This is a genomic window from Dyella sp. KRB-257 (assembly GCF_049445995.1).
Taxonomy (GTDB): Bacteria; Pseudomonadota; Gammaproteobacteria; order Xanthomonadales; family Rhodanobacteraceae; genus Dyella_A.
Map to the genome: position 1 here is coordinate 1 of NZ_JBMSDZ010000027.1, position 19,347 is coordinate 19,347.

The following is a 19,347-nucleotide window of genomic DNA, read 5'->3' on the forward strand; positions in this document are numbered from 1 at the left end:
CGACGACTTTTTGCGCACACTGCGCAACCCAACGGCTCAACGTGTCGTGCACATCGCCAACTCCGGCGCGAATCAGGCGCTCGATGGTGGTCGGCGCGCTATGCTCGGAGCGCGTCACGGAATCAGGAAGAAAGCTATTCCGAATTGGAAGAGACGCTGCCGGTGCTCTACGCGGCCAAGAATCTTTACAGCCTGAAGTCACCCGAGACAGCTACCTCGTCCGGTCGTTAATGGAGGAGGCAATGACATCGTCTCAACTAGAAGGCGCGGCGACCACCACCCAAGTGGCCAAAGATATGCTTCGGAGCGGGCGGCAACCCCGTGACTATGGCGAGCGCATGATCTACAACAATTACGTGGTCATGCGTGAGTTGAAGAGGTGGCTTGATAAGCCGTTGACTCCGTCATCCATTTTCGAGATCCATCGAAAGCTCACAGAGGGCACGCTTGAAAATCCGGATTGTGCGGGCAGATTCAGACTGCCCACGGAGGATATAGTCATCGAGGATGAGAGAGGGCGCGTGCTTCATATTCCACCGCATGCCGACGAACTTGCGCAACGTCTGCAGGCTCTATGTGATTTCGCAAATGAAAGCGATGACGGAGAGCATTTTATTCATCCAGTGGTACGTGCCATCATCATTCATTTCCAGATTGGCTATGACCATCCGTTCGTCGACGGTAACGGACGCACGGCCCGGACGCTGTTTTACTGGTCAATGCTGCGCTCGGGGTTCTGGATGGCGGAGTACCTGTCTATATCCAGCATTCTCCGAAAGGCCCCAGCGCAGTACGTGCGATCATACCTTTATACGGAAACAGATGAAGGAGATACAACGTATTTTGTCTCTCATCAGCTGGATGTCATTCTGGAAGCAATTGAAGGGGTGCATCAATACATCTTGCGAAAGCAGAGGGAGCAGTCTGCCGCCGCTGCGCTTCTGAAGCCAGGTAGTCGGCTTGCCCAACAAATCAATCACCGTCAGAGAGCTATTTTGCTCAATGCCATGAAGAATCCAGGAAAACGTTTCACGATAGAAATGCACCGAAAAAGTCATGGCACCTCATACCAAACGGCGCGAACTGACCTGTTGGGTCTGGTGGACGGCGGTTTCATGAATCAGTCTCGTGAAGGCAAGGCCTTCGTCTTTTTTGCAGTCGAAGGTCTGCAAAAAAAGCTCAACTCCTGAATAATTGAAGAAAAATCATAAATCGAGACGGTAAAAGATCAGCTAGTGATAGCCCATGTTTCGCTGAGTGCCTGAATCGCCCCGGGTACCCGGCAAGTACTTCTCCCCCGGCAGTAGCCACATCCATTGCACCAGTGCGATGCATTCCCCATGATGGTGCAATGAGCAACGCATCCTGGCGTCCGCTGGCGGAGCAGATGGCGACCGGGCTGGCCCTGGTCGACGCCGAGCTGCGCGTGACGTGGCTGAATCCGGCGCTGGCCGAGCGGTTGGCGCTGGGGACCCGCAGCCTGGTCGGGCAGCCGGCGGCGCTGATGTTTGCGGATGACGAGGCGGTGCTGACGCAGGCGCGGCGGGCGCTGGACGAGGAGCGGGCGCTGCAGTTGCGCAGTGTGGCGCTGACCACCCAGCGCGGCACCGAGTGGCAGGCGGACCTGAGCCTGCAGCCGTTGGACGGGCAGTTGCTGCTGGAAGTGCACGCGCTGGCCGAGCCGGCCGCGGCGGCCTCGCCGCTGTCGGCGACGCTGCGCGGCTTCGCGCACGAGGTGAAGAACCCGCTGGCCGGCCTGCGCGGTGCGGCGCAGCTGCTGCAGCGGCGGCTGGACGACGAGGACCTGAAGGCGCTGGCCGGCATGGTGATCGCCGAGGCCGACCGCCTCGGCGCGCTGGCCAACCGCCTGCTGCATCACGACGGCGCGCCGCGATTGGCGCCGGTGAACATCCATCACCTGCTGGAGCGGCTGGAAGATCTGCTGGAGGCCGAGCCCGCGCCGCTCGCGCTGCGCCACGACTACGACCCCAGCCTGCCGGACTTCCCGGCCGACGCCGACCGTCTGCTGCAGATCCTCCTGAACCTGGCGCGCAATGCGCGCGAAGCGGGTGCGCGCACGCTCACCCTGCGCACCCGTGCCGAGCACGGCGTGCGCCTCGGCGAACGGATGCTGCGCAGTGCGCTGCGGGTGGACGTGATCGACGACGGCGCCGGCGTGCCGCCCGCGCTGCGCGACACGCTGTTCCAGCCGCTGGTGTCCGGGCGGCCGGACGGCACCGGCCTGGGCCTGGCGCTGTCGCGCGAGATCGCCCACGAGCACGGCGGCGAGTTGCGCTGGCAGGGCCGGCCCGGCGAGACCGTATTCTCGCTCTACCTGCCGCTGCCGCCGCCGCAGCGCGCGCCGACCGATGCCACCACGGGACCGACCGATGACTGACGCCCCCAAGGCCCGCGACGTCTGGGTCATCGACGACGACCGCGGCGTGCGCTTCGTGCTGGCCGAGGCGCTGCGCGACGCCGGCCACGCCGTGCGCGAGTTCGGCGAGGTGGCCAGCGTGCGCGAGGCGCTGACCACCGCCCGCCCCGCGCTGCTGCTCACCGACGTGCGCATGCCCGGCGAGGATGGCCTGGCCCTGCTGGCCGAACTCAAGGCGCAGGGGATCGGCCCGGTGATCGTGATGAGCGCCTATACCGACGTCGCCACCGCGGCGGCGGCGTACCGTCACGGCGCCGCGGATTACCTGGCCAAGCCGTTCGATCTCGATCAGGCGGTGGCCGCGGTGGAACGCGCGCTGGCCGACGTGGCGCCGCCGCCCGCGGCCAAGGCGGTGGCCAGCCACCCCACCCTGTTCGGCGAAAGCAGCGCGATGCGCGAGGTGTTCCGGCTGATCGGTCGCGTCGCCGCCAGCGATCTCAGCGTGCTGATCACCGGCGAGACCGGCACCGGCAAGGAGCTGGTGGCGCGCGCGCTGCACGAGGAGAGCGCGCGGCGCGACAGGCCGTTCGTGGCGCTCAACACGGCGGCGATTCCTTCCGAGCTTTTGGAGAGCGAGCTGTTCGGCCACGAGGCCGGCGCGTTCACCGGCGCCACCCGCCGCCACGCCGGCCGCTTCGAGCAGGCCGAGGGCGGCACGCTGTTCCTCGACGAGATCGGCGACATGCCGCTCATCCTGCAGACGCGCCTGCTGCGCGTGCTGGCCGGCGGCGAGTTCTACCGCGTGGGCGGGCGCGAGCTGATGCGCGGCGATGTGCGCATCGTCGCCGCCACCCACCAGGATCTGGCCGCGCGCGTGGCCAGCGGCCAGTTCCGCGCCGACCTGCTGCATCGCCTCGACGTGGTGCGCATCGAGCTGCCGCCGCTGCGCCAGCGCCGCAGCGACATCCCGAAGCTGGCTGAGCATTTCCTCGCGGCGGCGGCGGTGGAGCTGAAGCTGCCGCCCAAGCGCTTCTCCAAGGCGGCACTGAAGGCGATCGCCCAGCGCGACTTCCCCGGCAACGTGCGCGAGTTGGAAAACCTGTGCCGGCGCCTGGCGGTGATCGCGCCGGGTGCGGAAATCCTGCCCAGCGATCTGGGCACCGCCGCGCCCACCGCCGGCGGCGACGACTGGACCCACGCCCTGCGCGACTGGGCCGAACAGGCGCTCTCGCGCGGCGAGGCGGACATCCACGCCCGCGCCCGCGAGGCGCTGGACCACACCCTGATGCAGGCCGCGCTGCGCGCCCACGACAACCATCGCCAGCACGCCGCCGCCGCGCTCGGCGTCGGCCGCAACACGCTCACCCGCAAGCTCGGCGCCTCGCGCCCGCGCCGGCCGAACAAGACCTGATCCGGAGAAACCCGCATGACCGTGACCGTCCGCGACGCCCGCCCAGAAGACCTGCCGAACCTCATTGCATGGAACGCCGCGATGGCGTGGGAGACCGAGCACAGGCGGCTCGACCCGGATGTGCTCACGCGCGGCATGGCGGCGGTGTTCGACGAGCCGCGCCGCGGCTTCTACCTCGTCGCCGAAGTCGACGGCGCGCCGGCCGGCTGCCTGATGGTGACCTATGAGTGGAGCGACTGGCGCTGCGGCGATTTCTGGTGGATCCAGAGCGTGTACGTGGCCGAGTCCGCGCGCCGCGGGGGTGTGTTCCGCGCGCTCTACGCGGATGTGGCGCGGCGCGCCCGCGCGGCCGGCGCGGTCGGCCTGCGGCTGTACGTGGAAACCGAAAACGGGCGCGCCCAGGCCACCTACGCGGGCCTCGGCATGGAGCGCTGCCACTACTTCATGTACGAGCAGGCGCTGGAACGGGACTGACCGCCGGCTCAGTGCAGCGGCGTGTCCGGCGCGCCGAGGCGGCCGTCGGCGTCGAGCTGGATGCGGCCGAGCGCGTGCAGGTCCGGCGCGATGCCGAACTGCCCGGCCAGCGCGCCGACCAGCGCGCCCAGCGCGCGCGGCTGCAGCGGATAGCCGTGCGCCAGCACGCGGGCGCGCCCGCCGTCGCCGCGCTGGGCGGCGGTCACCGCCACCACGCCCAGGCCGGGGGCTTCGTGCGCCAGCAGCCCCGGCGCCTCGTAGGCGGCGTCGGCCGCGCCGAAGGTTTCCAGCAGATAGCCGTCGCGCGCCTGCGCGCTGACGCCGTCGGTCGGAGCCAGGCGCAGCGGCAGCGCGTGCGCTTCGAGCAGGGCGGCGTACTGGCGCAGCTCGAACACGATGCCGGCGAAGGCGTGCGCGCGGTCCGTGTCGTGGCTTTCGGCCAGCCACTGCGCGGGCGACTGCGCCTGCACCGTGCCGTCGGCGTAGCGCAGCGGCAGGCCGCGCGCGCTGAGCGTGGCTTCCTCGCGGTACGGCGTGAGCAGCGCGGTTTCCAGCAGGCTCCACAGCGGCGCGAGGTTGACGTGTTCGTACTGCACGCAGGTGAGTGCGAGCAGGTCGTTGCGGCTGAGGTAGCGCACGTGTTCCAGCGGCGCGCCCAGCGTGCGGATCAGCCAGTCGGCGGTGCGCTGGCCCGCTTCGCCGCGGCCCACCAGATCCAGCTCGAGCTGCTCGGCCAGCGTGGCGGCGAGCGGCTCGGGCGCGAGCAGGGTGATCGGCAGCAGGCGCATCGGGCCGTCGGCATACGCGGCCTCCGGCTCCAGCGGCTGCGCCGGCATGCGGCCCTCGTGGGTGCCGAAGGCGACCACGTTCTCCAGATGGCCGCGCGGCACGCGACGGGCCAGTTCGTCCAGCGTGGCCCACACCGGGAAGCCCGGGCGCAGCAGCTCCACCGCATCGAACAGCGCGCCGGCCACGGCGAGCCGCGCCTCGATGGCGGCGGGCAGCAGCGCCTGCAGGTCGGCGGCGATGTGTGCGGCCAGTTCGGCCGCCTCGTCGCGGGTGAGCGTGCTGCGACGGGACGCGTCGCCGGCGCCGCTCTCGATCGCGAGCACCACGGGCAGGGCCAACAGGGGGGGCGAGCTGTCCAAGGGGAACGTCCGGTGCGCAGGGGATCGCAAAGTCTATCAGCGCCGTCCATGCCGCCAGGCCTCGCGGCGCTGAACCGCATCGCACGAATGGCGCACTGGCGGGCTTTCCCGGCGCGGCAGCGCAGGTTAGCCTTGCAGGCTCAATACCCGCCCGGATGTTTTGAGCCCATGGACAACTCGCAGCGGCGCGTCGGCGTGATCGGTGGCGTGCGGATTCCCTTCTGCCGCAACAACACCGCCTACGCCGAGGTCGGCAATTTCGGCATGTCGGTGAAGGTGCTCGGCGCGCTGGTGGAGCGCTACACCCTGCACGGCGTGGAGCTGGGCGAGGTGGCGCTGGGCGCGGTGATCCGGCATTCGTTCGAGTGGAACCTGGCGCGCGAGGCGGTGCTCTCCTCGGGGCTGGCGCCGACCACGCCGGCGATCACCACCGCGCGCGCCTGCGGCACCTCGCTGGACAACGCGATCATCGTCGCCAACAAGATCGCCGCCGGGCAGATCGAGGCGGGCATCGCCGCCGGCTCGGACACCACCAGCGACGTGCCGATCGTCTACGGCGAGCGCCTGCGCAAGCGGCTGCTGGCGGTGAACCGCGCCAAGACCCCGCTGGAGAAGTTCAAGACCGCATTCGCCGGCTTCTCGCTGGGCGAACTCAAGCCCTCGTTCCCCGGCGTGGTCGAGCCGCGCACCGGCATGTCGATGGGCCAGCACTGCGAGAAGATGGCCAAGGAGTGGCACATCACGCGGCAGGCGCAGGACCAGCTCGCGCTGGACAGCCACCGCAAGCTCGCCGCCGCCTACGACGCCGGCTTCTTCGACGATCTGATCGTGCCGTTCCGCGGCATCCGGCGTGACGGCTTCCTGCGTCCGGACACCACGCTGGACAAGCTCGCCGCGCTGAAACCGGCGTTCGACAAGAGCTCCGGCCAGGGCACGCTGACCGCGGGCAACTCCACCGGCCTGTCCGACGGCGCCGCGGCGGTGCTGCTGGCCAGCGAGGATTGGGCCGCAGCACGCGGATTGCCCGTGCAGGCCTGGCTGCGCGACGCCGAGGTGGCGGCGGTGGATTTCGTGCGTGGCGAGGGCCTGCTGATGGCGCCGACCATCGCCGTGCCGCGCATGCTGGCGCGCCAGGGGCTGACCCTGCAGGACTTCGACTACTACGAGATCCACGAGGCCTTCGCCGCGCAGGTGCTGTGCACGCTGCGGGCGTGGGAGAGCGCCGACTACTGCAGGCAGCGGCTGGGGCTGGATGCGCCGCTGGGCAGCATCGACCCGGCCAAGCTCAACGTGCACGGCTCCAGCCTCGCCACCGGTCATCCGTTCGCCGCCACCGGCGCGCGCATCCTCGCCACGCTGGCGAAGCTGCTGGAGCAGAAGGGCTCCGGCCGCGGACTCGTTTCGATCTGCACCGCCGGCGGCATGGGCGTCACGGCGATCCTGGAGCGCTGAGCCGTCTGGACGTCCAGACGGCCGCGCCAGCCATCCGCGTGCGACTCACTCCCCGCCTCCGCGTCACCAGCCTGCTGAGCGTGCTGGCGCTGCTGGTCGGCGTGCTCGGCACGCAGTGGCTGAGCGGTCGCACCGGCGACTGGGCCGGCCCGAAGCACGCGGTGCGCGCCGTGCCCGTGGCGCCCGCGCCCCACGCCTATCGCGACCTCGCCCGGCGCGCGCATGTGCCACCGCGCGTGTTGGGCGCACAGCGGCCGCAGGCCTCGTCCGAGGCGGCGGCAGCCACTGCGCCGTCGCCGCCGGAACTGGTGCCGGTGAGCATGCCGGCGCTGTCCTCCCGCTATGCCGCGCTGCAGGGGCATCTGGACGGCAGCGTGGTGTTGGCGGTGCGGGTGGATGGCGCTGGGCGCGTGCTCGACGCGGCGGTGACACGCTCCAGCGGCGACGCCGTGCTCGATGCGCATGCGCGCGCCGTAGTCGCCGGCTGGCGCTTCGCCGTGCCGCCGGGTCATCCGCAGGGCTTCAGCGGCGAGCTGCCGATGCGCTTCGGCGCTTCGAAGCGTTAGAGAATGCCGCTGCCGGCCGAGCCGAAGGCGGTGATCAGGCGCGTGTAGATCAGCTTGAACGACAGCGCTACATCGGGAAAATCGCCCACCGGCTCGTAGCAGCTGAAGAATGCCGGATCGCTCGGCGCCATCGGCGCGCAGCCGGGCTTGAGGTCGTAGCTGGTGGCGTAGCGGTAGGGCCAGAAGTCGAACAGCGGCAGCTTCTCGGAGAGCTCGCCGATCGCCTGGTTGACGTCGGTGAGCACCGGTACCACCGGTTTGCGTGGGGCGATCACCCACGCGTTCTGCGGCCCGGTGAGGCGCAGGATCGAGCTGCGCACGGCGTTGGCGAAGCCGCGGTCGTGCACGATCACGCCGGCCTCGGTGTTGAAGTGGTCCGAGCGCGGATCGAAGTTGTGCGAACCGACCATCGCGAAGCTGTCGTCGACCACGATCGACTTGGCGTGCAGGCCGAAGCGCAGGCCGCCCTCGATCAGCGGGGCCGGGCGGTTGCTCCTGCGGCCGCGGCTGCCGAGCAGGCCGCGCGTCCCCGTGGCGGGCAGGCGTCGGCGCGTGTCCGCCGCGGCCGACGGCGGCAGCAGGTCATCGTTGGCCCGCGCATAGTCTTCCTCGGCACTGGCTGCATGCGGCTTCATCTCCTGAATCTCGAAGCCGTAAGTGCGCAGGTAGCGCTTGCGGTGCTTGTACGACATCGCGTACACCGCGAAGGCGTCGGTGGAGGCCAACGAGTTGGTCGACACGCGGATGCGCGGGGGGGCGGCGCGCTGGTGCATGGACTTGAAGATCTGCTGCGCGCGGTGGCTCATCACCAGGTACGGCGTCTGCAGCAGCACCTCGTGCTTCGCGCTGGCCACCAGCTGCATGACGTGGTGGGTGAAGTCCAGCGCGTGCCGGCGGGTGGGTGCGTCGGTCTTGGCCGGCAGGTCGCTGAAGAACTCCACCTCGCCGGTGTGGAAGGCCGGATCGAGCAGGTGCCGCTGGATCCACGCCGGATCCTGCGCCTCGCGTTCCAGCCTCGCCACGCGGTCGGGAAAGCGGAACCGGGGGGCCGGCCAGCCCGGCGCGGCGGGGTGGGCCAGCGTGTAGCGGTTCACGTCGCGCAACGCTTCCAGCGGCACCGAGCGCTTGTGGTGCCAGAACAGCGCGAAGCTCTTCGCCATGTCGCGGGCGGCCGGGCCACCCACCATCACGTCGCGGTCGACGTAGTCGAACTCGCCGTCCCAGTTGAAGTAGCGGTCCTGGTAGTTGCGTCCGCCGGTGATGCCGACGGTGTCGTCCACCAGCAGCAGCTTGTTGTGCATGCGCTGGTTGAACTTCATGAAGCAGCACACGATGCCGGCGGCGAACTCGGCCGGGCTGGTCTCGGCGTCGTGGAAGGTGGGGTTGTACAGCTTCACCGTGAGGTGGCGGTCGGCGCGGGCGAGGCGGTCGAGCAGGGCCACGTCGCCGAAGGAAAACAGCTGGTCGGCCAGGATGCGCACGCGCACGCCGCGCCGCGCCGCCCGCACCAGCTGGTCGAGCACCAGCTGGCCGACGTCGTCCTGGTCCCAAATGTAGGTCTGCACGTCGATTGAGCGCCGCGCCGCCTGGATCAGGTGGATGCGTGCGGCCAGCGCGTCCTCGCTGTCGGCCAGCAGGGTCACCACGTGCTGCGGCCGGCCGGCGGTGGAGCTGGCCAGCGCGAGGTCGGCCGCCTGCAGCACGGCGGACGGTGCGGCGCAGTGGTCGGCCCGAGCGCAGTCGAGCGAGGGCGGGGTGGTGGCGGCGACGATCGCCTCGGCGCGGCGTACCTGCTGGCGCGGCACGGTGCAGCCCTGCAGCGCCGCCGTGAGCAGCAGCAGGACCGGAACAACGAAGCGCATCGACATGCGCCGATGATACGGTGCGCCGCTCAGGGCGTGGCCGCGTCGAGCCTGATCATCAGGCCGAGGTTCACCGTGTCGCTGACCGCGGCACGATGGCCGCTCATGCCGTAGTCGCTGCGCCGGATGCTGCCACGCACCTCGATCCTGCAGACGGTGTCGCGCTGCAGCGTGCAGCTGGCCGGCTCCAGCCGGAACAGCACCGGCCGGGTCACCCCGCGCAGGGTCAGCCAGCCGGGCAACTTGCCGCCGGCGTCGAGCGAGCGCACCGCCAGCGGCGCGGAGATGAAGTGGATCTCGGGGAAGCGGCGCGCGTCGAAGAACTCGGCGTCCAGCACCCAGCGGCGCAGTCGCGCCGAGGACATCACGACGCTGTCCACGTTCACCGTGGCCTCCACCACGGCGGTGTCGCGCAGCGCGTTGAGGGTGACCTCGCCGTGGATGTCGGTGAAGCGTCCCTTGATCTGGCGCACCCACAGCAGGCGCACGTTGAACTCGGCGTGCGAGCGCGCGGTATCGATGCGGTAGTCCGCGCCCCGCGCGGGGGCGATGGCCAGCAGGGCGATGAGCAGCGGCAGCCAGGCCGCCCGCCTCATGGCGACCAGAAGGCGTCCAGTCGCGCGTTGCCCGGCTCCAGCGCGCCGTTGAGGTGCAGCACGGCCAGTCCGCCGGGCGGCATGCCGCGGAAGTCGTCCGAGCGTCCCTCCACCAGCAGCGCCACCAGCCGCTCGATGCCCGGGTTGTGGCCCACCAGCATCACCGTGCCGACGTCGTCGTGCTGGTCGAGCAGGGCCAGCAGTTCGCCGGGCGTGGCGTCGTAGATCTCGTCGGCCAGCTGCAGCTCGGGCGAGTCGCCCAGCGCCTCCAGCGCCAGTTGGGCGGTGGCACGCGTGCGTTCGGTCGGCGAGCACAGCACGCGATGCGGGCGCGCGCCGTGACTGGCCAGCCATTTGCCTGCCGCACGCGCCTCCTGTTCACCGTGGCCGCTGAGCCGGCGGTGCCGATCATCGTCGCCGGCCCCGGCGGGCAGGGCTTCGGCGTGGCGCAAGAGGATCAGTTCGAGCATGCAGGACTCCAGGTGGAACGCGGCGCCCGTGGCGCCGTGCGGGTGGTTCAGTGGGCGCGCTTGATCCAGCGCAGCAGCGCCTTCCAGTCGTCCTGGTGGCTGCGCACCTGTTCGGACTGGTAGTCGAAGATGCCCTTGCCCAGCGCGGCCAGCAGCACGTAGGCCTGGCTGTCGCGCAGCTGCCCGGCGATCGGGAAGGGCGACAGCTCGCCGAGCTGGGCGACCGCGTCCTGGCTGGCGTGGGTCCATGGCTTGAGCCGGTTGGCGACCAGCGCCACCGGCAGCTTGCCGCGTTTGACGCGGGGGAGCTGCCGGAGCTCGGCGATGAAGGCCAGCGTGGCGTCCATGTCGAAGCTCGACGGCAGCACCGGCACCAGCAGCACGTCGGCGGTGTCGAGAAAGGGCTCAAGCTCACGTACGGTCACGCCGGCGGGGGTGTCGATCAGGGTGCGCTCGGCATCGGCGGGAAGTTTCTGCAGGGTCTTGCGGCCGCCCTCCAGGGCGAGCACGCCGGGCACGTTGTCCGGCCGGCGTGCGGCCCAGCGGAAGCTGGACTGCTGGCGATCGGCGTCGACGATGACCGTGCGCTTGCCGGCCTGGGCCCAGTGCGACGCCATCTGCGTCACCAGCGTGCTCTTGCCGCAGCCACCCTTGCTGCTTGCCACCAGCACCGTAAGCATCGGCCGACTCCCCGCAGGTAAGGTGGGCCACAGCCTACTGTGAGAACCCGGCCCGGGGAACCATGGGCGCGGGGTTTTGCGCACGGGTGCGACGATCGCCGCGGCTCGCGACCGCGGCCTACCGCGTCGATGGCGCGGCGTCGACGGCATCCGCAGCGGGGGCGTCGGCCGGGATGCCGGCATCGCGCAGCGCCGCCAGCACCAGGCTCATCTCGGTGCCGCCGTGGCGGGCCAGCGCCAGCAGGTGCTGGGCCAGCGCCTTGTCCTGCGGCGCGCGATCGGACAACCGGGCGAAGTTCTGCACCTGCCAGGTCAGGTTTGCGCGCTCGATGCGTGCGGCCGCCTGCTCGGCCGGATCGTCCGCCAGGGTCTCGCGCAGGTGCAGGCCGAGCGAGCGCGCCAGCGGGCTGGAGCCCCATTCGAGCACCCGTGCCAGCTGCAGGCAGTCGGCCTTCAGGGCGCCGTCGTCCTTGCCCTTGGCGCACATCCGCGCAGCCGCCTGCATGCCCGGCTGCGGCTGCGGCAGCAGGCCGGCCATGCCGTAGACCAGCACCACCTGCACGCCGTACGGGCCGGCGGCCGCCGCCGGATCGATCGCGGCGGCCGGTGCCGGCAGGGTGCCGGCGGTGCTGGCCAGCGCCTTCAGCGCGGTGCCGGTGTAGTCGTCGTAGAGCCTGGCGCTGGCGGCGCGGTGCAGGTCGTCGCGGGCGGCCTCGTTCCTGCCGTTGGCGGTGTCGGTGCCGAGCTTGATCAGCCACACCGCGGCGTTGTCTGCCGCACCGGCGGTGAGTGCCTGCAGCGCGTCGGCATTGGGGCAGGTGCCGGCCTTGGCGTCGCAGTCGACCAGGCGCACCCACTGCACGGCTGGAATGCTGTCGTCGGCCTGTGCGGCGCGCTCGATCAGCGTATGGAAATCGTTGTACCTGGGCTGCTTCGGCAGCGGGCGGGCCAGCAGCGCAGCGCCGAGCAGCGGCATGGCGTCGGCGCGCGGCGCCAGTACGCTGACCAGATCGCGCTGGTAGGCCAGCAGGGCCTTGGTCCGTGCGGCCTCGGGGGAGGCTTCGGCGGCGGCTGCGGACGAGACGGCCAGGACGAGGCCCAGACCCAGCATGGACCAGATACGTGCTCGCATCGCGTGACTCCTGGTGGGCAAGCAAAGCAACAAGCCTAGTGTGCGCGCATTAAGCCCCGCTGATCGCAGCCCCCGGCGGCGCGGGATCCGCGGCGCACGCTTGCTACCATCCGGGATCTCTGGCCGCGCATGCGCCGGCTGCGCTACACGGGAGAGGCAATGTGGATATGTTCAATCACCTCGACGGGGCGATGCCCTGGTTCGCCGGCTGGGGCACACTGGCGCTGATCAATGCCGGGCTGGCGCAGGGCAAGAATCGCAGCGGCCTGCTGTGGTTCGTGCTCTCGTTGCTGGTCGGCCCGTTGGGCACGCTGATCCTGGTGCTGCTGCCGAAGGTGCGCCAGAAGTTGTTCTGAGCGTCGTCCGGGCAACCCGCGGCGCGCAGGCCGCGGATTCCGGTCGTCGGTAGTCGGTGGCGCGGCTTACTCGCCCAGTGCCTCGCGCATGAACTCCGGCTGCGCCAGCGCGGCCTTGTGGATCTCGGCGTTGTAGTAGCGGGTGGCGAAGCCCTTGGCCGACGCGCCGCGCTCGCGGAAGCCGGCCAGGTCGCCACCCTTGCGCGCCATCGTGCAGCTCCACCAGCCGGTCGGGTAGCACGGCTGCGGGAACGGCAGCGTCTTCACCGCGGCGAAGCCGGCCGTGCGCATGGCCGAGCGCATCGACTTGATCAGGTCCAGGTGCGCGATCGGCGACTCCGACTGCTGCACCAGGATGCCGCCGTGGCGCAGCGCCTTGTGGCAGCTGGCGTAGAAGGCGGCGTTGAACAGGCCCTCGGCGGGGCCGACCGGGTCGGTCGAGTCGACGATGATCAGGTCCAGCGACTCCGGCTCGGCCTCGGCCATGTACTTGATGCCGTCGACGAACAGCAGCTGCGCGCGCGGATCGTGGTTGGCCTCGCACAGCTCGGGGAAATATTGCTCGGCGAGGCGGGTGACGCGCTCGTCGATCTCCACCTGCACGGCGGACTCCACTTCCTCGTGCTTGAGCACCTCGCGCAGCGTGCCGCAGTCGCCGCCGCCGATGATCACCACGCGCTTGGCGCGCGCATGCGTGAACAGCGCCGGGTGGGTCATCATCTCGTGGTAGAGGAAGTTGTCGCGGCTGGTCAGCATCACGCAGCCGTCGATCACCATCAGCTTGCCCCAGTCGGTGGTCTGGTGGATCTCGATGGTCTGGAACGGCGTCTTCTCCGCATGCAGCAGCTTCTCCACGCGATAGCCGATGGAGGAGCCAGACGCCTGGTGGGCTTCGGTGAACCAGCTGTGCTGCTGCGACATGACGGGTGTGTTCCTGCAGGGACGCTTGAGGGGATGGGGTACGACAAAGGCCGGCAATTGTAGCCAGTTCACGCGTGAACGTGCCGCCGCCGCCCGCGCACTTCGGTCGCGGGCGGCCGTTACAATGCGCGGTCGGTTGCCCCGCCCGCTTGACCGGCGGCGCGCCGACCAGCCCTTCCGGCCCCGCGGCGTGCGAGGCTTCCGGCCGGCAAGGCTCCCTGCTCTCGTCGAGCATCTTCAGATTCCGTTTGCACAAGGAGATACCGTCCATGGCGAGTTCCTGGGACCGCGCCGCTGCCCGCCACACCTACGCCGTGCCGCACTGGAGCGACGGCTACGTCGACGTCGGCGACGCCGGCGAGATCGTGATGCGCCCGCGCGGCGCGGCCGGCCCTGCATTGTCATTGCCGCGAATCATCACGCAGGCGCGCGCCGAAGGCCTGCGATTGCCGCTGCTGGTGCGCTTTCCCGACATCCTGGCCGATCGCCTGGCGCGGTTGCAGGGCGCGTTCGCCAAGGCGATTGGCGAGTGGCAGTACGCGGGCGGCTATACGGCGATCTACCCGATCAAGGTCAACCAGCAGCACAGCGTGGTCAGCGAGCTGGTGCACGCCGGCAGCGAGGGCTTCGGCCTGGAGGCCGGTTCCAAGCCCGAGCTGATGGCGGTGCTGGCGATGGCGCGGCCCGGCTCGATCGTGATCTGCAACGGCTACAAGGATCGCCAGTACATCCGCCTGGCGCTGATCGGCAGGAAGCTGGGCCTGCGCGTGCACATCGTGATCGAGAAGCTCTCCGAGCTCGATCACGTGTTCGCCGAGGCCAAGGCGCTGGAGGTCGAGCCACTGCTTGGCGTGCGCGTGCGGCTGGCCTCGATCGGCGCCGGCAAGTGGCAGAACACCGGCGGCGACAAGGGCAAGTTCGGCCTGTCGCCCAGCCAGGTGCTCACCCTGATCGAACGGCTCGATGCGGCCGGGCTCAAGCACACGCTGAAGCTGCAGCACTTCCACATGGGTTCGCAAATTTCCAACGTGCGCGACATCGCTAACGGCATGCGCGAGGCCACCCGCTATTTCGTCGAGCTGCGCCGGCAGGGCGTGCCGCTGGAGATCGTCGACGTCGGCGGCGGCCTGGGCGTGGACTACGAAGGCTCGCGCTCGCGCAGCCACAACTCGATCAACTACTCGATCGAGCAGTACGCGGCGACCATCGTGCAGTCGCTGGCCGAGGCGGTGGCGGCGGAAAACCTGCCGGCACCGCACATCCTCACCGAGGCCGGTCGCGCGATGACCGCGCACCACGCGGTGCTGGTGGTGGACGTGAGCGAAGTGGAGAGCGTGCCGACCGGTGCGATCCCGCCACCGCGCGCCGACGAGCCGCCGGTGCTGCGCCACCTGCGCGAGGTGCACGAAGAGCTGGACCTGCGCCCGCCGCTGGAGCTGTTCCACGAGGCGCAGCACCACCTTGCCGAGGGCCAGGCGCTGTATGCGCTGGGCCAGCTGCCGCTGGCCGACCGCGCGCGGCTGGACGAGGCCTACTACGCCATCGCCAACGCGGTGCGCGCGCGCCTGCTGCCGGGCGAGCGCGCGCACCGGCAGGCGCTGGACGAGCTGGACGAGAAGCTGGTCGACAAGTACTTCGTCAACTTCTCGGTGTTCGAGTCGGTGCCGGACATCTGGGCGATCGAGCAAATCTTCCCGATCGCGCCGATCGCGCGGCTGGACGAGGCGCCGACGCGGCGTGGCGTGATCGTCGACCTCACCTGCGACTCGGACGGCCGCATCGACCACTACGTCGACGCCGAGGGCGTCGACGTGAGCCTGCCGCTGCACGTGCTCAAGCCCGGCGAATCCTATTGCCTGGGCCTGTTCATGGTCGGCGCCTACCAGGAGACGCTGGGCGACATCCACAACCTGTTCGGCGACACCGACGCGGTGAACGTGCGTGTCGAGGGCGATGGCTTCACCTTCGCGCACAGGCGCCGCGGCGACACCACCGACCTGATGCTCGACTACGTCGGCTACAGCCTCGACGACCTGCGCGGGCGCTACCGCGAGCGCATCGCCGCGGCGGGCATCGAGGGCGAACGAGCGGCGCAACTTTTTGCGAACCTCGATGCGGGACTCACCGCGTACACCTATCTGGCGCCGGAAGCGGACTGATCGGACCGTCGCGCTTTTCCCGTTCATCCCGAGGGGTGCAGAATGATGCACTGCAAAATTCCCCCGAGACCCACAGGAGAACGCTCATGGCAAGTCTGGACGGCAAGGTTGCACTGATCACCGGCGCAGCCAGCGGCATCGGCAAGGCGATCGCCGAGCGGTATGCGAAAGAGGGCGCCGCGGTCGCCATTGCCGACATCAACCAGCAGGCGGCGGATGCCGCGGCGGCGGAGATCGAGGCTGCCGGCGGCAAGGCCATCGGCGTGGTGATGGACGTCACCGACGAGGCTGCCGTCAACGCCGGGACCGAGCGGGTGGTGGCCGCCTTCGGCCGGCTGGACATCCTGATCTCCAACGCCGGCGTGCAAATCATCAACCCGATCGAGCAGTTCGCCTTCAGCGACTGGAAGAAGATGCTGGCGATCCACCTCGACGGCGCCTTCCTGACCACCAAGGCGGCGCTCAAGCACATGTACCAGGGCGACCAGGGCGGCATCGTGATCTACATGGGCTCGGTGCATTCGCACGAGGCCTCCAGGCTCAAGTCCGCCTACGTCACCGCCAAGCACGGCCTGCTCGGCCTGGCCCGCGCGCTGGCCAAGGAGGGCGCGCCGCACAACGTGCGCTCGCACGTGATCTGCCCCGGTTTCGTGCGCACCCCGCTGGTCGAGAAGCAGATCCCGGAGCAGGCCAGGGAACTGGGCATCAGCGAGGACCAGGTGATCCGCAACGTGATGCTCAAGGACACCGTCGATGGCGTGTTCACCACGGTCGAGGACATTGCGCAGACCGCCCTGTATCTGGCCACCTTCCCGTCCGCGGCACTGACCGGGCAAAGCATCGTGGTCAGCCACGGCTGGTACATGCAGTAACCACCGATCGCCACGGCGCGGCCAGTGCGGCCGCGCCGTGGCCTGGCCCCTGCGCTGGAGTGCACGTCATGAAGATTGCCGACGTGAAGGCGAAAGCCTTCGCGATGCCGCTGACCAGTCCGGCGTTCCCGCCCGGCCCTTACCGTTTCGTCGATCGCGAGTTCCTCGTCATCACCTATCGCACCGATCTGGATGCGCTGCGTGCGGTGGTGCCCGAGCCGCTGGAGGTGACCGAACCGCTGGTGAGGTACGAGTTCATCCGCATGCCCGATTCCACCGGGTTCGGCGACTACACCGAGAGCGGACAGGTGATCCCGGTAAGTTTCGAGGGCGTGCACGGCGGTTACGTGCACTCGATGTATCTCAACGACCATCCGCCGATCGCCGGGGGCCGCGAGCTGTGGGGCTTCCCGAAAAAGCTCGCTTCGCCGGAGCTGGAAGTGGAGACCGATACCCTGGTCGGCACCCTCGATTACGGCAAGGTACGCGTGGCCAAGGCGACCATGGGCTACAAGCATCGCCAGGCCGACCATGCCGCGGTGCTGGCGGCGCTGCAGGCACCCAGCTTTCTGCTCAAGATCATCCCGCATGTCGACGGCACGGCGCGCATCTGCGAGCTGGTGCGCTACTTCACCACCGATATTGTGCTGAAGGGCGCCTGGAGTGGCCCCGCCTCGCTGGAGCTGCATCCGCACGCGCTGGCGCCGGTGGCCGAGCTGCCGGTGCTGAAGGTGGAGTCGGCGCTGCATTTCGTGTGTGACCTCACGCTGGCGCTCGGCGAGGTGGTGCACGACTACCTTGCCGAACCGGTCGCCTGAGGAGCACGCCATGACCCACCGCCCGCCCCCGTCCCGTGACCGCAAACCCGCCGCGTCCCGCAAGACGGCTGCCGCCGCGCATGAATACCCCAGCATCGCCCTGGTACTGCAGGGAGGCGGGGCACTGGGTGCGTACCAGGCGGGGGTCTACGAGGGCCTGCATGCCGGCGGGCGGCTGCCCAACTGGGTCGCCGGCATTTCCATCGGCGCGTTGAATGCGGCGGTGATTGCCGGCAACGCTCCGGAGCACCGGGTGGCGAAGCTGCGCGAGTTCTGGAAGACCATCTGCCGGCCGCCGTTCCTGCCGGCACCGTTCGCCGCATCGGCATTCGACGAGGTGCCGGAACCGCTGCAGCATGGCCTGAGTGCGTTGGCGGCGATGCGTGCGTTGTTCGAGGGCCAGGCAGGCTTCTTTCTGCCGCGCATGCCGGCCCCGCCGTTGGCGCCATGGCGGCGCGGCCCCGACGTGGCGAGCTGGTACGACACCGGACCGTTGCGCAGCACGCTGGAGCGTCTGGTCGACTTCGACCGGATCAACGACCCGCGCACGATCCGCGTTTCGGTGGGCGCGGTGAATGTGCGCACCGGCAATTTCGAATACTTCGACAGCACCCGGCGGACTTTGCGCGCCGAACACTTCATGGCCTCCGGCGCACTGCCGCCGGGTTTTCCGGCGGTAGAGATCGATGGCGAGTTTTACTGGGACGGCGGGATGGTCTCCAACACGCCATTGTACGAGGTGTTGTGTGATCGGCCCGCGCACGATGCGCTGATCTTCCAGGTCGACCTGTGGAGCGCGACCGGCCAGTTGCCGCAGGACCTGAACCAGGTCGCTGGGCGCAGCAAGGACATCCAGTTCTCCAGCCGCACCCGCCTGGTGACCGAGTACATGGCCCGCGAGCACGAGCATCAGCGGCTGTTGCACGATCTGCTGGCGCTGGTGCCGGAGTCGCGCCGCGACGATCCGGCCTTTGTCCGTGCGCAGGCGCGCTCATCCGGAGCGCTGACCAACCTGGTGCACCTGATCTATCGCGACAAGCCGTACGAAGGCCACTACAAGGACTACGAGTTCAGCACCAGCAGCATGCACCGTCACTGGCGCGCCGGGCTGGACGACATGCGCCGCACGCTGGCGCACCCGCACTGGCTGGACTTTCCCGATGCCCGGCATCCGTTCGTCACCCACGACGTGCACCGCTTGTAGGAGCGCACCCTGTGCGCGACGCCTTTGCTCACGTGAAGGAGAGCGTCGCGCACTTCGGTGCGCTCCTACGGACGGAATCAGGCGTCGCGATGCACCTGCAGCCCGGCGGCGGACTGGCTCACCGGCATCACTTCGAGCCGGTTGACGTTGAGGTGCGGCGGCAGCGTGGCGATCCACCAGATCGACTCGGCGATGTCCTCGGCGGTGATCGGCTGCACGCCCGCGTAGAGCTGATCGGAGACGGCCCGGTCGCCGCCGGTGCGCACCAGGGTGAACTCGGTCTGCGCCATGCCCGGCTCGATCGAGCTCACCCGCACGCCGGTGCCGTGCAGGTCAGTGCGCAGGTTCTGCGTGAACTGGCTGACGAATGCCTTGCTGCCGCCGTAGACGTTGCCGCCCTTGTACGGGTAGCTGCCGGCGATCGAGCTGATGTTGACGATCGCGCCGCGCCGTTCGATCAGCGTGGGCAGCAGCAGGTGGGTGATCGTCACCAGTGCGGTCACGTTGGTGTCGATCATCTGCTTCCACTGCGCCAGGTCGGCCTGCTGCGCGGGGGCGGTGCCCAGCGCCAGGCCGGCGTTGTTGACCAGCAGGTCGATGCCGGCAAACTCGGTCGGCAGGCCGGCGATCGCCGCGCGCATCGCGGCTTCGTCGCGCATGTCGAAGGCCAGCGCGTGCACGCGGTCGGCGCCGTGCCGGTCGACCAGCTGCTGCAGCCGCCCGGCGCGACGGCCGGTGGCGAGCACGCGCCAGCCGCCGGCGACGAAGCGCTCCACGGTGGCGGCGCCGAAGCCGGAGGTGGCGCCGGTGATCAGGGCGGTCTTGGCGTGCATGTCGATGCGGCTCGTG

Annotated in this window: 19 protein-coding genes; 11 read left to right on the forward strand and 8 right to left on the reverse strand. The window is 69.5% G+C overall.

All coding sequences use genetic code 11. The annotated features are described in order from the left end of the window. Positions 1-242 precede the first annotated feature (242 nt). From ACO2Q2_RS15425 to ACO2Q2_RS15440, 4 genes are all read left to right on the forward strand, one after another. The gene (locus ACO2Q2_RS15425) at positions 243-1,190 is read left to right on the forward strand and encodes a Fic family protein (protein WP_423256950.1); all 948 of its coding nucleotides are present in this window, start codon (positions 243-245) and stop codon (positions 1,188-1,190) included. A gap of 161 nt (positions 1,191-1,351) precedes the next feature. After that, positions 1,352-2,398, forward strand: a complete 1,047-nt coding sequence (locus tag ACO2Q2_RS15430) for a two-component system sensor histidine kinase NtrB (RefSeq protein ID WP_423256952.1) — start codon at positions 1,352-1,354, stop codon at positions 2,396-2,398. Continuing rightward, positions 2,391-3,788 carry a nitrogen regulation protein NR(I) gene (ntrC, locus tag ACO2Q2_RS15435; protein ID WP_423256954.1) on the forward strand — a complete coding sequence of 466 codons (1,398 nt, stop codon included), beginning with the start codon at positions 2,391-2,393 and terminating at the stop codon, positions 3,786-3,788. Before ACO2Q2_RS15430 ends, ntrC begins: the two co-directional genes overlap by 8 nt. A gap of 15 nt (positions 3,789-3,803) precedes the next feature. Beyond that, the gene (locus ACO2Q2_RS15440; protein WP_423256956.1) at positions 3,804-4,262 is read left to right on the forward strand and encodes a GNAT family N-acetyltransferase; all 459 of its coding nucleotides are present in this window, start codon (positions 3,804-3,806) and stop codon (positions 4,260-4,262) included. 8 nt (positions 4,263-4,270) lie between these two features. On the opposite strand, the gene ACO2Q2_RS15445 is transcribed toward ACO2Q2_RS15440, so the two are convergent. Next, complete coding sequence (locus ACO2Q2_RS15445; protein WP_423256958.1) at positions 4,271-5,410, reverse strand: hypothetical protein; 1,140 nt, start codon at positions 5,408-5,410, stop codon at positions 4,271-4,273. Between the two features lie 168 nt (positions 5,411-5,578). Here ACO2Q2_RS15445 and ACO2Q2_RS15450 point away from each other — a divergent pair, with 168 nt between their 5' ends. Then, positions 5,579-6,862, forward strand: coding sequence for an acetyl-CoA C-acetyltransferase (locus ACO2Q2_RS15450; protein ID WP_423256960.1), 1,284 nt, complete (start codon positions 5,579-5,581; stop codon positions 6,860-6,862). 38 nt (positions 6,863-6,900) lie between these two features. Continuing rightward, positions 6,901-7,428, forward strand: a complete 528-nt coding sequence (locus tag ACO2Q2_RS15455) for an energy transducer TonB (RefSeq protein ID WP_423256962.1) — start codon at positions 6,901-6,903, stop codon at positions 7,426-7,428. Here ACO2Q2_RS15455 and ACO2Q2_RS15460 read toward each other — a convergent pair. From ACO2Q2_RS15460 to ACO2Q2_RS15480, 5 genes are all read right to left on the reverse strand, one after another. Further along, complete coding sequence (locus tag ACO2Q2_RS15460) at positions 7,425-9,296, reverse strand: phospholipase D-like domain-containing protein (protein WP_423256964.1); 1,872 nt, start codon at positions 9,294-9,296, stop codon at positions 7,425-7,427. The two genes, ACO2Q2_RS15455 and ACO2Q2_RS15460, sit on opposite strands and share 4 nt — an antisense overlap. Before the next feature lie 23 nt (positions 9,297-9,319). Next, positions 9,320-9,886, reverse strand: a complete 567-nt coding sequence (locus ACO2Q2_RS15465; protein ID WP_423256966.1) for a YceI family protein — start codon at positions 9,884-9,886, stop codon at positions 9,320-9,322. Beyond that, entirely contained in the window at positions 9,883-10,356 is a 474-nt protein-coding gene (locus ACO2Q2_RS15470; RefSeq protein WP_423256968.1) for a SixA phosphatase family protein, read from the reverse strand. Before ACO2Q2_RS15470 ends, ACO2Q2_RS15465 begins: the two co-directional genes overlap by 4 nt. A 47-nt stretch (positions 10,357-10,403) precedes the next feature. Further along, positions 10,404-11,036, reverse strand: a complete 633-nt coding sequence (locus ACO2Q2_RS15475; protein ID WP_423256970.1) for an AAA family ATPase — start codon at positions 11,034-11,036, stop codon at positions 10,404-10,406. Between the two features lie 118 nt (positions 11,037-11,154). Then, positions 11,155-12,168 carry a hypothetical protein gene (locus ACO2Q2_RS15480; RefSeq protein ID WP_423256972.1) on the reverse strand — a complete coding sequence of 338 codons (1,014 nt, stop codon included), beginning with the start codon at positions 12,166-12,168 and terminating at the stop codon, positions 11,155-11,157. A gap of 167 nt (positions 12,169-12,335) precedes the next feature. Between ACO2Q2_RS15480 and ACO2Q2_RS15485 the strand changes: the two genes are divergently transcribed. Then, positions 12,336-12,524, forward strand: a complete 189-nt coding sequence (locus ACO2Q2_RS15485; protein WP_423257016.1) for an antitermination protein NusB — start codon at positions 12,336-12,338, stop codon at positions 12,522-12,524. Between the two features lie 66 nt (positions 12,525-12,590). On the opposite strand, the gene speE is transcribed toward ACO2Q2_RS15485, so the two are convergent. Continuing rightward, positions 12,591-13,445, reverse strand: a complete 855-nt coding sequence (speE, locus tag ACO2Q2_RS15490; RefSeq protein WP_423256974.1) for a polyamine aminopropyltransferase — start codon at positions 13,443-13,445, stop codon at positions 12,591-12,593. A gap of 269 nt (positions 13,446-13,714) precedes the next feature. Between speE and speA the strand changes: the two genes are divergently transcribed. The 4 genes from speA to ACO2Q2_RS15510 all read left to right on the forward strand — a co-directional run bounded on the left by speA (position 13,715) and on the right by ACO2Q2_RS15510 (position 18,498). Then, on the forward strand, positions 13,715-15,604 hold the full coding sequence (speA, locus tag ACO2Q2_RS15495; protein ID WP_423256976.1) for a biosynthetic arginine decarboxylase: 1,890 nt from the start codon (positions 13,715-13,717) through the stop codon (positions 15,602-15,604). 86 nt (positions 15,605-15,690) lie between these two features. Continuing rightward, positions 15,691-16,476, forward strand: coding sequence for a 3-hydroxybutyrate dehydrogenase (locus tag ACO2Q2_RS15500; RefSeq protein WP_423256978.1), 786 nt, complete (start codon positions 15,691-15,693; stop codon positions 16,474-16,476). A gap of 68 nt (positions 16,477-16,544) precedes the next feature. After that, entirely contained in the window at positions 16,545-17,294 is a 750-nt protein-coding gene (locus tag ACO2Q2_RS15505) for an acetoacetate decarboxylase (protein WP_423256980.1), read from the forward strand. A gap of 10 nt (positions 17,295-17,304) precedes the next feature. Beyond that, a complete protein-coding gene (locus ACO2Q2_RS15510; RefSeq protein ID WP_423256982.1) occupies positions 17,305-18,498 on the forward strand; it encodes a patatin-like phospholipase family protein in 1,194 nt (397 codons plus the stop codon). A gap of 77 nt (positions 18,499-18,575) precedes the next feature. Here ACO2Q2_RS15510 and ACO2Q2_RS15515 read toward each other — a convergent pair whose 3' ends face one another. Then, positions 18,576-19,331: an SDR family NAD(P)-dependent oxidoreductase gene (locus tag ACO2Q2_RS15515; RefSeq protein ID WP_423256984.1), complete on the reverse strand. Its 756-nt coding sequence runs from the start codon at positions 19,329-19,331 to the stop codon at positions 18,576-18,578. Between the last annotated feature and the right edge of the window lie 16 nt (positions 19,332-19,347).